Genomic DNA, 15,797 nt, shown 5'->3' with positions numbered 1-15,797 from the left:
GAAGCGCTGTCGCATTCGGCCGTGGAAGCAGAATGCCGATCCTTCTCGCTTTTTCGGAAGAGTGTTCATTACCTGCTGGACTCGGCGCGCCCGCAGGTACAATCTCTTTCGTCATTGCTCGTCACCAGCCTGTATTGCCCGCTGCGTCAGCAGCCCGAAAAGCCGACGTCGCAGCGACTCCTAGCTCGGTTCGAGCAGGAGAAATCCCCGAGTGATCCAGATCACGGTGTGTCCTTGTGAGCTGGATCAGATTGCGTTCATCGGATCGGCGAAGGCCGACCCGAGAGCAGCGAAGAAGTTTGGATCAGGGGAGAATGATCATGCGCTTCTTGATCGCAGCAATTTCAATCGCAGCATTCATTGTCAGCGGCAACGCAGCTTTCGCGGACAAGCGCGTCGCCTTCGTCGTCGGCAACGCCGCCTACAGGAATGTCCCGCAGCTTCCCAACCCCGCGATCGATTCCAAGGCGATGGCCAGGGTGCTGCGCAATGTGGGCTTCGACGTCGTCGAGGGCGCCAACCTCACCCGCGACGCCATGACCGCAAAGCTTCTGGAGTTCGGCAAGAAGAGCGAAGGCGCCGACGTTGCGGTATTCTTCTATGCCGGCCATGGGATCGCCGTGAACGGCGTCAACTACCTGTTGCCGATCGACGCAGACCTGAAATCTGAGATCGACGTCAAGCTTGGCGCGGCGATCAATGTCGACCTCACGCTCGATCAGACGATGTCGGACGCGAAGGTGAAGCTCGTGTTCCTCGATGCCTGCCGTGACAATCCGTTCGCGGCGAAGATCCGCTCGGCCAAGGCCACCCGCTCCGTCAATGTGCAGACTGGCCTTGCCGAGATGAAGTCGGGCGAGGGCACGCTGATTGCCTTTGCCACGGGCCCTGGCCAGACCGCGCTCGACGGCGAAGCCGGCACCAACAGCCCGTTCACCCGCGCGCTCGTTGCCAACATCGTCCAGCCCGGGGTCGAGATCCAGCAGGCGATGACCAAGGTCCGCGCCCAGGTCAGCGACGAGACCAGCAAGGGACAATTGCCCTGGGGGCACACCAACCTCACGGGCAACGTGTATCTCAATCCGGTTGGGGTGCCGGCCGCGGCCACCACGGATACGTCGAACGCCCCGGCACAGGCCGCCAGCAAGCAAGGCTCGGACGTCGAGCTCGAGTTCTGGCGCTCGATCAAGGACTCCAACAAGGTCGAGGAACTCAACGCCTATCTCACCAGCTATCCCAACGGCACATTCAAATCGATCGCACTCGCCCGCATCGCGGCGTTGCAGGATGGTCCCTCCAACACCACCCGCAACCTCTCGGCCGGGATCGATCCTGCGACCTTTACGGAAGAGGCCAACCAGGTGTCCGAAGACCAGATTGGTCTCGACAAGAGCCAGCGCCGCGACGTGCAGCGCCGCCTTACCGGCCTCGGCTTTGATGTCAAGGCGACGGGCAAGTTCGACGAGGAGACCCGTTCCGTGATGAGGCGGTGGCAGGCGGCACGCGGCTATCCCGCTACCGGCTATCTCAACAAGCTCCAGCACAAGGCCCTGCTGTCGGAGATCGTCTCGACCCGCGCGGCCTCCTCCGAGCAGGCCGACGATGAGCCGGCGCGTCGCCGTTCCTCCGGCGGTGGCGGCCGGCGCCATTATTATAGCGGTGGTGGTGGCGGTCCGGCGGGCGGCCCAGGCGGGCTGCTCGGCGGTATGATGGGCGGGTTGTTCGGCCACCGCTGAGTAGAAGGCAGCGTTAGAGGCGGCCTGTCCGGGCCGTCTCTGTGTTCCGGAAACCCTTGCTCATCGCAAAGCCGTCGCGTGATGGCCTGCGTGCGAACAAGAATTCGGCCAGTTGCGCGCCTAGCACGCTCCGACAGCCACTCATGTACGAAGGGAGCCGAGTTCCGTCCTGTGCCGCGGCCAAGTGACTATCAGCGTGACTCCCAGTTCTATCGCAGTGGCCCGCCGGATCGGACCGTCTCTCTGAATTCCATGCCCATCTATATCGGCGCGGCGATGATCGCCGTGGCGATCCTGCTGTCGACGCTGATCACGGGGCTGACCTCCCGCTATGTCGGGCTCGAGGCGCCGACCGAAGAAAATATGTGGCTGGTCGACCGTCTCACCGGCAGCGTCTACCGCTGCCAGGCGGAAGGACGCGGCAGGGCCTCGTGCGAGCCCGATGTCGCCACAGGCAGTATCGGCGGCCGGTCCGGGATGCCGAAGGAGGGCCGCTGAGCCCTGTGCCGCTGGCCAACACGGACATGAGCAATGGCAAGATGAAGAGCGCCTGCATGCACTACATGAAGTCGCAAAAGGCAATGTCGATGAAGTAAGGCGCAAGGTGCCTCTCGTTTGGCCGCGCTGTCAGCAGACGACAGCGCGGCTTTCTCCTGTCCGCTGCCTGCGTTCTCTCTCGGCGCGAATCCCGCTACATTGCTCCCTGTAATGTCACGTGCGCCCAAACCGCTCCCGCTCACCACGACACAGGCCCGGCAGATCTGGCTGCATGCCCAGCGGCTGGACCAGCGTGCGCCGTTCGGCGAAGGCGCGCAGGCGGTGGCGGATGCCGTCACCCATCTCGGCTATGTGCAGATCGACACCATCAACGTCGTCGAGCGCAGCCATCATCACATCCTGTTCAGCCGCATTCCGGCCTATCGCCGCGCCGATCTGCGCCAGGCCCAGAGCGTCGACAGAAGCGTGTTCGAATACTGGACGCATGCGCTCTCCTACGTGCCGTCCGCCGACTTCCGCTTCTTCCTGCCGGCGATGCGCGAGCACAAGCGCGAGGGGCACAAATGGTATGCTTCGGTGAAGCCGGCCGACACGCGCAAGGTGATGCGGCTGCTGCGCGCCGGCCCGCTCACGATCCGTGACATCGAGGACGACGTGCTCACAGAGAAGGAGCACCTCTGGCAGAGCCGAAAGCCCTCGAAGCGGGCGCTTCAGCTCGCTTTCTACACCGGCGCCGTAACCATCAGCGCGCGCCTGGGCATGCTCAAGACCTATGACCTGATGACGCGCCATTTCGGCTGGGACAAGCTGCCGAAGCCGGCCTCCGCGAAAGAGATCACGGCCTATCTGCTCGACCGCGCGCTGCGCTCGCAGGGCGTCGTTAGCCTGGATTCGATCTGCCATCTCGACGCGCCGCGCAAGAAGGCGGTCGCCGGCCTCATCGCCTCGCGCGTCCGCCGCGGCGAACTCGTGCCTGTCGCGCTCGACGGCGCCGGCAAGCAGGAGCATTGGGCGACGCCCGCGGCGTTGGAGCCCGGCGAGGGCGCATCGCCCGATCTCGTCCACATCCTCTCGCCATTCGACCCCCTGATCATCCAGCGCAAGCGCACCAATCTCATCTTCGGCTACAACCATCTGTTCGAAGCCTATGTGCCGAAGGCCAAGCGCAAGCTCGGCTATTTCGCGCTTCCCGTGCTGGTCGGCGACGAGATCGTCGCCGCGCTCGATCTCAAGGCCGACCGGCAGGCCAAGAAGCTGTTGATGCAGAAATGGACCTGGGTCGGGCAGGGCAGGAAGACGGCGGGGCGCAAGGAGCTGAAGCGGGTGATCGAGGAAGAACTCGATCGATTCGAGCGGTTTCAGCTGGCGGAGTGAGAGCTGCTCGCCACGGCGTCGGTCCCGTAGGATAGGCAAAGCGAAGCGTGCCCACCATTGCCCCAATGAATGAAATCGAGAGCACGGCGTTAATTAGGTGGTTGTTGTTTGAGCATGATCTTTTCGGAAAGCGGCTGCGCACTTTTCCGGATCATGCTTTAGCGCGCCTTTGCCCACCCTTGAGGCCACGCATCGCGGCGAGCTGATCGATCCAAACGCCGACCGCAACCCCGACCGCATAGGCCATCAAATTCCATAGCGAGAAGATGCGGCCCAGCAGCAGCGCGCCGGCGGTCGTCAGCCGAAACGCATCAAGCCACGGCGTGTGCACCAGCCGGGAGAATTCGACGACGGCGGCGATCATCGCCGCAATGGCCGCGAGCTGCGCCCGCGACAGCCGCGGCAGCAGAACCCCGACCAGCAGATACACCATCGTCGCCCATAGCAGCGAGCCGCCGTACTTCACGACGAAGGCGGGAAGGCTGAGCGGGAAGCCATACCAGCGCAGGGACAGGCCGCAGGCAATCACGATCAGCGCCAGCCCTCCGCGCATCAGCGGCGTCCGAACGGGCGCAACAGTGTTGGCCGGCTGCGCCCCGTGCATTGCTTGCTCCATTGACTCTTTCGCGGCGATGCTCAAAACCCGGATCAGCCCAAAAAAGCAACAGCCCCGGGGGAAGCCATGAGCCAGACCACGATTTACGCCGGTTCCGCCGGCACAGCCAGGAGCGCCGTCGAGACCTCGACGATCCGCGCCATCTCCTGGCGCCTGATTCCGTTCCTGGTGCTGGCCTACTTCTTCTCCTACCTCGACCGCGTCAATCTCGGCTTCGCGGCGCTGACCATGAACGCGGACCTGAAGTTCACGCCGCTGATCTTCTCCTGGGGCGCCGGCATCTTCTTCATCGGCTATTTCATCTTCGAGGTGCCGAGCAATCTGGCGCTGGAGAAGTTCGGCGCCAGCCGGTGGATTGCGCGAATCATGGTGACTTGGGGCATCATCTCGGCGCTGATGGCGATGGTCAGCGGCGTCACCAGTTTCTACGTCCTGCGCTTCCTGCTTGGCGTCGCGGAGGCCGGCTTCTTCCCCGGCATCATCCTCTATCTCACCTATTGGTATCCCGCCGAATACCGCGCGCGCTTTCTCGCGGCGTTCGCCATCGCCGTCCCGGTCTCGACCGTGATCGGCGCGCCCATCTCCGGCCTGCTGCTCGGCCTCGACGGCATGATGGGCCTGAAGGGCTGGCAGTGGCTGTTCATTCTTGAAGGCATTCCCTCCGTGCTGCTGGGCATCGTCACCTGGTTCTATCTCACCGACAGGCCGGAGAAGGCGGACTGGCTCTCGGCCGAGCAGAAGGCCTGGCTCAAGGCGAAACTCGATGCGGAGATCGCGGCGAAGCAGGCCGTGAAGCATCTGACGCTCGGCGAAGCGCTGTCCTCGCCCAAGGTGATCACGCTGAGCCTGATCTATTTCGGCTTCGTCGGCGCGCTCTACGGCATGCAGTTCTGGCTGCCGCAGATCGTCAAGGCGTTCGGTCTCACCAACGCGCAGACCGGCTTCGTGACGGCGATTCCCTATGTGTTCGGCACGATCGCGATGATCCTGTGGGCGCGGCATTCGGACGCCACGCGCGAGCGCGTGATGCATGTCGGCGCGCCCATGATCCTGATCGCCATCGCGCTCGGCATCTCCTCCTATCTCACCGATCCGGCCATGACGATGGTGGCATTGACCTTCGCCGCCATCGGGCTGTTCTGCGTCTTCGGCGTGTTCTGGACCCTGCCGACCGCCTGGCTTTCCGGTACGGCCGCGGCCGGGGCCATCGCCCTGATCAATTCGATCGGCAATCTCGCCGGCTTCGGCGGCCCGTATCTGATCGGCTGGGTCAAGGAAGCGACGGGGCAGACCTCGACCGGTCTCCTGGTGCTTGCCGTGCTCCCGCTGATCGCCGGCATCCTGGTCTTCGTCGGCGGCCACGAGAGCAAGCACGAGTTCGCCGGGCAGGGGCGGTAGCGCCGAGTGAACGGTCCCGTAGGGTGGGCAAAGCATAGCGTGCGCACGGATAGTTCGTGGGCACGGCGCTAGCGCGCCTCTCCCTGCGGTGTCTGGCCCGAAGCCCGGCGCGGCTTGCTCGCGTAGAAATATCGGGCCCAATCCTTACCGCCCCTCAACGATCACGCTTTCCTGATGACTGACGATTATTGACTTTTATCAGTGATTAGTCGACATTCCTCTCATTCGAGAATAGGGGAGTGTCCTCTGATGTTCGTCCGGTCTGTTTTGTCGAGCTATTCCAGGCTTTTGGCAGGTGTGTCGCTGGCGCTGATGGCCGCTTCGCTGGCCGGGTGCAATGACACCGTGGCCGAGAATGCCGAGCCGTCGCGGCCGGTTCTGGTCGCGACAGCCCATTACGACGCCGAGACGCCAGAGCGGAGCTTCGTCGGCACCATCCGGCCCCGGATCGAGAGCGATCTTGGCTTCCGCGTGGTCGGCAAGGTCGCCAAGCGTCTGGTCGAGGTCGGCCAGACCGTCGAGGTCGGCCAGCCGCTCGCCACCCTCGATGAGGTCGATCTGAAGCTCCAGGCCGAGCAGGCTGTCGCCGAGCAGACCGCTGCGACCGGCGTGCTGGCCCAGGCCGCCGCCGCCGAGCAGCGCGCCAAGGACCTGAAGGCCAAGGGCTGGACCACGGACGCGCAGCTCGATGCGAGCCGTGCATCTGCCGACGAGGCCCGTGCGCGCCTCGACCGCGCTGTCCGCTCGGTCGAGCTGACTAAGAATTCCCTTTCCTACGCGACGCTCGTTGCCGACGCCCGTGGCGTCGTCACCGCAACCTTGATCGAGCCCGGCCAGGTGGTCGCCGCGGGCCAGGCCTCGATCCGTGTCGCCCGCTTTGCCGAAAAGGAAGCGGTCGTCGCGATCCCTGAGACGCTGGTCGGACGCGCCAAATCGGGCGTCGCCAGCGTCACTCTTTGGTCCGAGCCGGACAAGAAGTACACGGCGAAGCTGCGCGAGATCGCGCCGGCGGCGGATCCCGCCACGCGCACCTATCTTGCAAAGTTCTCGCTGCCTGAGGCCGACGACAAGGTCGCGCTCGGCATGACCGCGACGCTGACGCTGTCGGATGCCGCCACCGAGCGCGTGGCGCGACTGCCGCTGTCGGCGCTGTTCAACGAAGGCGGCAAGCCGTCGTTCTATGTCGTCGACGACAACGGCTCGGTCACGCTGCAGCCGGTCATTGTGAAGTCCTATGAGAGCAACGACGTCGTCATCACCGGCGGTGTGCCGGAAGGCGCCAAGATCGTCGCGCTCGGTGTCCAGAAGCTCGATCCGAGCCAGAAGGTGCGGGTCGTTTCGTCGCTGAGTTTCTAGTTCCTGTCATTCCGGGATGGTCCGAAGGACCAGACCACAGGTGCGCAATTGCGCACCGGGGAATCTCGAGATTCCGGGTTCGCCGTGCGGGCGCCCCGGAATGACAAAGGAAAGTCGAGTTACGTCGTGCAAGGCGAGTTTCGGCCCAAGCGCAAATGCTGGGGCTGAAGCGGCGAAGCGATCCAGAACCTGCCCAGCCCCCTGGATTTGCTTCGCTGCCTCGCGACGACGGTTTGAACAGGGCGGCTGCCGTTTTTGCAACTGGATCGTCTTTCGGAGAGAGCGATGAAGCGCTTCAATCTTTCGGCCTGGGCCGTCAGCCATCCGACGCTGGTTCTCTTCCTGATGCTCGTGCTCGGCGTCGCCGGCTTCTTCTCCTATCAGAAGCTCGGTCGCGCCGAGGATCCGTTCTTCACGGTCAAGGTAGTCAACGTGTCCGTGCTCTGGCCGGGCGCGACCGCGCAGGAGATGCAGACCCAGGTCGCCGACCCCATCGAGAAGAAGATCCAGGAGCTGCCCTATTTCGAGAAGGTGCAGACCTATTCCAAGCCCGGCTTCGCCGCGCTCCAGGTGACCTTCCGCGACAATACGCCGCCGAAGGACGTGCCTTATCTCTTCTATCTCCTGCGCAAGAAGCTGGTCGACGTGCAGGGCCAGCTGCCCTCCGGCATTCTCGGGCCCGTCGTCAACGACGAGTTCTCCGACGTCGATTCCATCCTCTACATGATGACCGGCGACGGCGCCGACTATGCCCAGCTCAAGAAGGTCTCCGAAGGTTTCCGCCAGCGCCTCTTGAAAGTGCCGGGCGTCACCAAGGTCGACGTCTACGGTAACCAGGACGAGCGCATCTTCGTCGAGTTCAGCCACGCCAAGCTCGCCACCCTCGGCATCACGCCGCAGGCGCTGTTCGATTCGCTCGCCAAGCAGAACAACGTGACGCCGGCCGGCACGGTCGAGACCGCCTCGCAGCGCGTGCCGCTGCGCGTCACCGGCGCGCTCGACGGCGCCAAGGCCGTGGCCGAGACGCCGGTCGAGAGCAATGGCCGCGTGTTCCGCTTAGGGGATATCGCCACTGTCACCCACGGCTATGTCGACCCGCCGAGCTTCGTCGTCCGCCAGGAAGGCAAGGCCGCGATCGGCATCGGCGTCGTCACCGCCAAGGGCGCCAACATCCTCGATCTCGGCAAGGAGGTCGAGAAGGCCACTGCCGAGTTCATGAAGGCCGTGCCGCAGGGCATCGAGGTCAAGCTGATCGCCGACCAGCCCAAGGTGGTCGAGCACGCCGTCGGCGAGTTCGTGCACTCCTTCATGGAAGCGCTCGTGATCGTGCTGTTCGTCTCGTTCCTGGCGCTCGGCTGGCGCACCGGCATCGTGGTCGCGCTGTCGGTGCCCTTGGTGCTCGGCATCGTCTTCATCGTCATGAACACGATGTCGCTTGACCTGCACCGCATCACGCTGGGCGCGCTGATCATCGCGCTCGGCCTGCTCGTCGACGACGCCATCATCGCGGTCGAGATGATGGTGGTGAAGATGGAGCAGGGCTGGGACCGCATGCGTGCGGCATCCTTTGCCTGGGAATCCACCGCGTTTCCGATGCTCACGGGAACGCTGGTCACGGCCGCTGGCTTCCTCCCCATCGGCTTTGCCAATTCGGCGGTCGGCGAATATGCCGGCAGCATCTTCTGGATCGTGGCGATCGCGCTGGTCGCCTCCTGGTTCGTGGCGGTGATCTTCACGCCCTATATCGGCGTCAAGCTGCTGCCGGAGATGAAGGCGCACCACAACCACGATCCGCACGCGGTCTACGAGACGCGCATGTACCGCGGCTTGCGTGCCATCGTGCAATGGTGCGTCAACCACCGCATCACCGTGGTCGCCGCGACCGTCGGGGTCTTCGTTGCCTCGATCGTCGGTTTCGGCCATGTCCAGCAGCAGTTCTTCCCGCTCTCGGAGCGGCCCGAGCTGTTCCTGCAGCTGCGCCTGCCTGAGGGCACCGCCTTCAACGTCACCGAGAAGGCCGTGAAGCAGGCCGAGACGCTGCTCAAGGACGACAAGGACATCGAGACCTATACGGCCTATGTCGGCCAGGGCTCGCCGCGCTTCTGGCTCGGTCTCAACCCGCAGCTTCCGAACGAGGCCTTCGCCGAGATCGTCATCGTCGCCAAGGGCGTCGAGGCGCGCGAGCGCGTCAAGGCCAAGATCGAGAACGCGGTCGCCGACGGCATGCTGACCGAGGCGCGCGTCCGCGTCGACCGCTTCAATTTCGGCCCGCCGGTCGGCTTCCCCGTCCAGTTCCGCGTGATCGGCCCTGACGCCAACAAGGTGCGCGAGATCGCCTACCAGGTCCGCGATGTCATGCGGCAAAACAAGAGCGTCAAGGACGTCCAGCTCGACTGGAACGAGCAGTCGCCTTACCTGAAGCTCGTCGTCGACCAGGATCGTGCCCGCGCCATGGGCCTCACCCCGCAGGATGTCTCGCAGGCGCTCGCGATGCTGATCTCGGGCTCGCAGGTCACGACCGTGCGCGACGGCATCGAGAAGGTCGGCGTGGTCGCCCGCGCGATCCCATCCGAGCGGCTCGACCTCGGCGGTGTCGGCGATCTCACTATCACCTCGCGCAACGGCGTCGCCGTGCCGCTGCAGCAGATTGCCAAGATCGAGTACTCCCACGAGGAGCCGATCATGTGGCGGCGCAACCGCGACATGGCGATCACCGTGCGCTCCGACGTCGTCGACGGCGTGCAGGCGCCCGACATCACCAACCAGATCACGCCGAAGCTGAAGGCGATCAAGGATCACCTCGAGCCGGCATACCGGATCGAACCGGGCGGCGCGTTCGAGGAATCCGCCAAGGGCAATGCCTCGATCTTCATCCTCTTCCCGGTGATGGTCATGGTGATGCTGACGCTGCTGATGATCCAGCTGCAGAGTTTCTCGCGCCTGATCCTGGTGTTCCTCACTGCGCCGCTCGGCATTGTCGGCGCCTCACTCGGGCTCAATGTCGCCAACGCCCCCTTCGGCTTCGTGGCGCTGCTCGGCCTGATCGCGCTCGCCGGCATGATCATGCGCAACACCGTCATCCTGGTCGACCAGATCGAGACCGACGTGTCTCATGGCCTGACCCGCCGGGAGGCGATCGTGGAGGCCACCGTCCGCCGCGCGCGTCCGGTGGTGCTGACGGCGCTGGCGGCCATCCTCGCCATGATCCCGCTGTCGCGCTCGGCGTTCTGGGGGCCGATGGCGATCACGATCATGGGAGGCCTGTTCGTCGCGACCTTCCTAACGCTTCTGTACCTGCCGGGCCTCTACGCCCTGTGGTTCAGGAAGAGCCTGGACGAGGCCGGTTCGGCCGAACAGCCTGCCGCATCGCAGCATGGGAGCGATGACCATCCTGCTATTCCGCTTGCTGAAGCGGCTGAATAAGTGAGATGAAGTACTGACGAACGAGTCCTGACAAAATGACACTGATTGCGGAACATATCGAAGGCGACACCCGGGATCGTATCCTCGAGGTGGCCGAGCGGCTGTTCCGCCAGATCGGCTATCAGAAGACCACGGTCGGGGACATCGCCAAGGAGCTCAGGATGAGCCCCGCCAACGTCTATCGCTTCTTCGAATCGAAGAAGGCGATTCACCAGGCGGTGGCGCGGCGCCTGATGGGCGAGGTCGAGCTGGAGGCGCAGCGGATCGTGGCCAAGCCCGGTCCGGTGCCCGAGCGCTTCCGCGAGCTGCTCACGACCATCCACCGCATGAACACCGAGCGCTATGTCGGCGATAACAAGCTGCACGAGATGGTCGCGATCGCGATGGAGGAGGACTGGGACGTCTGCGTCGCACATATGGAGTGCATTGCCGGCGTCATCGGCCAGATGATCGCCCAGGGCGCTGCCACCGGCGAGTTCGAGGCGCCGGACCTGCAACTGGCCTCGCTGTGCGCCTGCACCGCGATGATGCGCTTCTTCCACCCCCAGATGATCGCCCAGTGCGCCACCAAGCCGGGCCCGACCATCGACCAGATGATCGATTTCGTCATCGCGGGTCTGTCCCCGCGCCACTGAAGTCGTTTGCCCGATGTTTTAAGTTGACCGTCATTCCGGGCCGATGCGAAGCATCGAACTCCGGTGCGCAATTGCGCACCTGAGAATCTCGAGATTCCGGGTTCGGTCCTCCGGGCCGCGCTTGCGCGGTCCGCCGGACCGCCCCGGAATGACAGAAACGGAGAAACAGCGGCGTGACCGACAAAGACCTTTACTTCTACGAGCCGTCCAAGGGCCACGGCCTCAAGCACGATCCCTTCAACGCCATCATCGCGCCGCGGCCGATCGGCTGGATCTCCTCGCGCGACAGCAAGGGCCACGTCAACCTCGCGCCCTACAGCTTTTTCAACGCCTTCGCTTACGTGCCGCCGATCATCGGCTTCTCCTCCACCAACTGGAAGGACTCGGTCGAGAACATCCAGCAGACCGGCGAGTTCGTCTGGAATCTCGCGACGATGGATTTGGCCAAGCACATGAACGCGACCGCCGCGCATGTCGCCCCGGAGGTCGACGAATTCGAGATCGCGGGGCTGACCGCCGTGCCCGGCAAGCTCGTCAACGTGCCGCGCGTCGGCGAGAGCCCGGTCGCCTTCGAATGCAAGGTGTCCGACATCGTCCGCCTCAAGGGCGCCGACGGCAAGGAGGCCGATGCCTGGCTGACGCTAGGCGAGGTGGTCGCCGTCCACATCCACAAGGCCATGATCAAGGACGGCGTCTACCAGACCGCGGCCGCCCGCCCCATCGTCCGCGCCGGCCGCCGCGGCGACTATTTCGAGATCAAGCCGGAAAACATGTTCGAGATGGTCCGGCCGGATTAGAGAGCATGATCCGGACCCGAAGGGCCGCGTTAGCGCAAAGTGCGCAGCGGTTTTCCGAAAGGATCATGCTCAAACAATAACCTAAAGCGCGATGACGATTCATCCTGATCTCATCGCGCTTTAGGCTACTCCGCCATTCCGCGCCGCGCCGGCAGGCGCGAGCCCGGAATCCATAACCACGATCGGGAGTATGGATTCGGGGCTCACGCTTCGCGTGCCCCGGAATGACACGTGCGAAGACATCTCGTCCCATTCCCCCTCCCGGAACTGCCCGCACGCCCCGGCCGTTATGGTCCCGGGGGTGGCCGCCCGGCCGCGTCGATTCGCGTCTTTTTTGCCGCCGAGATGTTCACTTTCGCCGGCCACTTTCCGCTAAAATGCCGACACCCGCGCCGATCCATGAGGTCCGCCATGAGCTTCCGCCGCGACAAAATCACAAAGCCGATCTTCTCCTGGGCGCGCGGCGTGCTGCCGGCGATGTCCGACACCGAACGCGAGGCGCTGGAGGCCGGTGACGTCTGGTGGGACGCCGACCTCTTCACCGGCAACCCTGATTGGACCAAGCTGTTGAAGGTGCCGCAGGCGCGGCTGACCGCCGTGGAGCAGGCCTTCCTCAACGGCCCCGTCGACGAGCTCTGCGCCATGCTCGACGAATGGAAGATCTTCTGGGAATGGCGCGACCTGCCGCCGGACGTCTGGCATTTCGTCAAGCGCGAGAAGTTCTTCGGCATGATTATACCGAAGGAGTTTGGCGGCCTCGGCTTCTCGCCCTATGCGCATTCGGAAGTCGTGCGCAAGATCTCGACCCGCTCGATCGCAGCAGCGGTCACCGTGATGGTGCCGAACTCGCTCGGCCCCGGCGAGCTCTTGATGCGCTTCGGCACCAAAGAACAACAGGAGCGCTGGTTGCCACGGCTGGCCGACGGCCGCGACATTCCCTGCTTCGGCCTCACCAGCCCCGAGGCCGGCTCCGATGCCGCCTCGATGATCGACACCGGCATCATCTGCAAGGGCGATTTCGAGGGCCGCGAAGTCGTCGGCCTCAGGCTGAACTGGCACAAGCGCTATATCACGCTCGGCCCCGTGGCGACGCTGCTAGGGCTCGCCTTCAAGGCCTATGACCCTGATCATCTCGTCGGCAACCAGGAAGAGCTCGGCATCACCGTCGCACTGATCCCGACCAACCTGCCCGGTGTCGAGATCGGCCATCGCCATCTGCCGTCCATGCAGGTGTTCCAGAACGGCCCGAACTGGGGCCGCGGCGTCTTCATCCCGCTCGACTACGTCATCGGCGGCAAGGAACGCCTCGGCCAGGGCTGGAAGATGCTGATGACGGCGCTTGCCGCCGGCCGCGGCATCTCGCTGCCCTCGCTCTCCGCTGCCGGCGCGGCCTATGCCGCGCGCACCACCGGCGCCTATGCCCGCATCCGCGAGCAGTTCGGCATCTCCATCTCCAAGTTCGAGGGCGTCGAGGAGCCGCTCGCGCGCATCGTCGCCACCGCCTATCAGCTCGATGCAGCACGGCGGCTGACCTGCGCGGCGCTGAATGCCGGCGTTCATCCTGCCGTCATCTCCGGCATCATGAAGCTGCACGCGACTGAGCGGATGCGCACCGCCGTCGACGATGCCATGGATATCCACGGCGGCAAGGCCGTGATCGACGGCCCGCAGAATTATCTCGGCAACCTGCACCGTGCCGTGCCTGTGGGCATCACCGTCGAAGGCGCCAATATCCTTACGCGCAATCTCATCGTGTTCGGGCAGGGCGCGATTCGCGCGCATCCTTATCTGCTCGACGAGATGAACGCGCTGGCCGATACCGATCGCGAGCGCGGGCTCACCGCATTCGACAAGGCGTTCTGGAAGCATGTCGGCCATAGCTTGCGGACATTGTTCCGTGCCTTCGGCCAGAGCTGGACCTTCGGCGCCTTCGCGATGGCTCCGGATGCGGGCGACGCCACGCCCTTCTATCGCCAGCTCTCGCGCTACTCCGCGGCCTTCGCGCTCTGCGCCGATATGGCGTTGCTCACGCTGGGCGGCGCGCTCAAACGCAAGGAGATGCTGTCGGCGCGCTTCGGCGACATCCTCTCCGAGCTGTATCTGCTCTCGGCCGCGCTGAAGCGTTGGCAGGACGAAGGCCGGCAGAAGGAGGATTTTGCGGCGCTGGAATGGTGCATGGCAACGGGGTTCAAGACCATCGAGAACCGGCTTGCCGAGATTCTCGCCAATCTGCCCAACCGCTTCGTCGCCGGCTTCCTCAAGTTCGTGGTCCAGCCGTTCGGCGCCCGCGTGCTCGGCCCCTCCGACCGCGTCGTGCACGAATGCGCAAGCATTGTGCTGGAGCCGTCGGCCGCGCGGGAGCGGCTTACGCCGGATCTCGCCCATGTCGATGACGACAGCGGCTTTGCCCGGCTGGAGCGCGCATTCAAGCTCGTGGCAGGTGCCGACGCGATCGCCAGGCGCATGCGCGCTGCGCATATTTGGGACTGGAAGGACGCCGTCACCAAGGGCGTGATCACGCAGGCCGAGGGCGAGCAGCTCGCGGCCGCTCGTGAAGCCGCCACAAAAGTGATCGAGGTCGACGATTTTGCGCCGGAGGCCCTGTCGCCGATTTACAAGAAAATCGGCGACGTGCATCAGTTCTTCCAGGAACTCGGGGAACAGAGGGCGGCGAGCTGATGGCACGACCGGTTTTCATCGTCGACGGCAGCCGGACGCCGTTTCTGAAGGCGCGTTCCGGGCCCGGGCCGTTCACGCCGGTCGATCTCGCCGTGCAATGCGGCCGGCCGCTGCTGGCGCGCCAGCCGTTTGCTCCAGATGATTTCGACCAGGTCATTCTCGGCTGCGTCAACGTCATCGCCGACGAGATGAACCCGGCGCGCGTCGCCGCACTCCGGCTTGGCATGGGCGAGGACATGGTCGCCTTCACGGTGCAGATCAATTGCGGCTCGGGCATGCAGTCGATCGACACCGCCTATCGCTACATCCGCGAGGGCCACGCCGACATGATCCTGGCCGGCGGCACCGAGGCGCTGAGCCACGCGCCGCTGGTCTGGCCCAATTCCGGCGTGCGCTGGTTCGCCGGCCTTGCCACTGCCAAGGGCGTCGCCGCAAAACTCGCCGCCGCGTTCAAGCTGCGCCCGCGCTATCTCAAGCCGATCATCGGCCTCGAGCGCGGGCTGACCGATCCCATCACCGATCTCAACATGGGCCAGACAGCCGAAGTCGTCGGCCATCTCTTCGGCATCACGCGCGCCCAGTCCGATGCCTACGCCGCCGAGAGCCATCGCCGGCTCGCCCGCGCGCAGGCCGAGGGCTTTTTGAAAGGCGAGGTCGAGACTGCGTTCTCCCGCGACGGCAAGTTCTTCGATCATGACGACGGCGTGCGCCCGGACTCGACGGCCGAGTCACTTGCAAAGCTGAGGCCGGTGTTCGAGCGGCCCTGGGGCCAGGTCACCGCCGGCAATTCCTCGCAGATCACCGACGGCGCCTCCTGGGTGATCCTTGCTTCCGACGCGGCGGTGGCAAAGCACAGGCTGACGCCGAAGGCTGCGATCGTCGACAGCCACTGGGCCGCGCTCGATCCCAGCATCATGGGGCTCGGTCCCGTGATGTCGGCAACGCCGCTGCTTCAGCGCAACGACCTCACCATCAAGGACGTCGACACCTGGGAGCTGAACGAGGCCTTTGCCACACAGGTGCTCGGATGCCTCGCCGCCTGGAACGACGACAAATTCTGCCGCGAGATTCTTGGCCTCGACGGCGCTGCCGGCGAGATCGACCGTGAAAGGCTCAATGTCGATGGCGGTGCGATCTCGCTCGGCCATCCCGTCGGCACCTCCGGCAACCGCATCGTTCTGCATCTCGTCAATGCGATGAAGCGGCTCGGCACGCGGCGTGGTGTCGCCACCGAATGCATCGGCGGCGGGCTCGGCGGCGCGATGCTGATCGAGGTGGTGTGAGC

The 15,797-nt window shown here is 64.6% G+C and carries 11 protein-coding genes; 10 read left to right on the top strand and 1 reads right to left on the bottom strand.

Translation table 11 applies throughout. The features are described 5' to 3' along the window. Positions 1-320: 320 nt before the first annotated feature. From ACVWY3_RS21355 to ACVWY3_RS21345, 3 genes are all read left to right on the top strand, one after another. Complete coding sequence (locus tag ACVWY3_RS21355; protein ID WP_456840240.1) at positions 321-1,736, top strand: caspase family protein; 1,416 nt, start codon at positions 321-323, stop codon at positions 1,734-1,736. Between the two features lie 252 nt (positions 1,737-1,988). Further along, complete coding sequence (locus ACVWY3_RS21350; protein WP_456840239.1) at positions 1,989-2,234, top strand: hypothetical protein; 246 nt, start codon at positions 1,989-1,991, stop codon at positions 2,232-2,234. Between the two features lie 210 nt (positions 2,235-2,444). After that, positions 2,445-3,608 carry a winged helix-turn-helix domain-containing protein gene (locus ACVWY3_RS21345; RefSeq protein WP_456840238.1) on the top strand — a complete coding sequence of 388 codons (1,164 nt, stop codon included), beginning with the start codon at positions 2,445-2,447 and terminating at the stop codon, positions 3,606-3,608. 151 nt (positions 3,609-3,759) lie between these two features. On the opposite strand, the gene ACVWY3_RS21340 is transcribed toward ACVWY3_RS21345, so the two are convergent. Next, complete coding sequence (locus ACVWY3_RS21340) at positions 3,760-4,212, bottom strand: ribosomal maturation YjgA family protein (RefSeq protein WP_456843415.1); 453 nt, start codon at positions 4,210-4,212, stop codon at positions 3,760-3,762. Between the two features lie 78 nt (positions 4,213-4,290). Here ACVWY3_RS21340 and ACVWY3_RS21335 point away from each other — a divergent pair, with 78 nt between their 5' ends. From ACVWY3_RS21335 to ACVWY3_RS21305, 7 genes are all read left to right on the top strand, one after another. After that, on the top strand, positions 4,291-5,622 hold the full coding sequence (locus ACVWY3_RS21335; protein ID WP_456840237.1) for an MFS transporter: 1,332 nt from the start codon (positions 4,291-4,293) through the stop codon (positions 5,620-5,622). A 249-nt stretch (positions 5,623-5,871) separates the two neighbouring features. After that, a complete protein-coding gene (locus tag ACVWY3_RS21330) occupies positions 5,872-6,978 on the top strand; it encodes an efflux RND transporter periplasmic adaptor subunit (RefSeq protein ID WP_456840236.1) in 1,107 nt (368 codons plus the stop codon). 285 nt (positions 6,979-7,263) lie between these two features. After that, complete coding sequence (locus tag ACVWY3_RS21325; protein WP_456840235.1) at positions 7,264-10,401, top strand: efflux RND transporter permease subunit; 3,138 nt, start codon at positions 7,264-7,266, stop codon at positions 10,399-10,401. Between the two features lie 35 nt (positions 10,402-10,436). Next, on the top strand, positions 10,437-11,036 hold the full coding sequence (locus ACVWY3_RS21320) for a TetR/AcrR family transcriptional regulator (protein WP_456840234.1): 600 nt from the start codon (positions 10,437-10,439) through the stop codon (positions 11,034-11,036). A 173-nt stretch (positions 11,037-11,209) separates the two neighbouring features. Further along, positions 11,210-11,833: a flavin reductase family protein gene (locus ACVWY3_RS21315; protein WP_456840233.1), complete on the top strand. Its 624-nt coding sequence runs from the start codon at positions 11,210-11,212 to the stop codon at positions 11,831-11,833. A gap of 411 nt (positions 11,834-12,244) precedes the next feature. Then, positions 12,245-14,512 carry an acyl-CoA dehydrogenase gene (locus ACVWY3_RS21310; RefSeq protein WP_456840232.1) on the top strand — a complete coding sequence of 756 codons (2,268 nt, stop codon included), beginning with the start codon at positions 12,245-12,247 and terminating at the stop codon, positions 14,510-14,512. After that, positions 14,512-15,795, top strand: a complete 1,284-nt coding sequence (locus ACVWY3_RS21305; protein WP_456840231.1) for an acetyl-CoA C-acetyltransferase — start codon at positions 14,512-14,514, stop codon at positions 15,793-15,795. Before ACVWY3_RS21310 ends, ACVWY3_RS21305 begins: the two co-directional genes overlap by 1 nt. Positions 15,796-15,797: the final 2 nt, after the last annotated feature.

This window comes from Bradyrhizobium sp. USDA 4486 (assembly GCF_054057995.1).
Note: the sequence above shows the minus strand (reverse complement) of the source record. Positions and strands in the feature narration are given on the sequence as shown.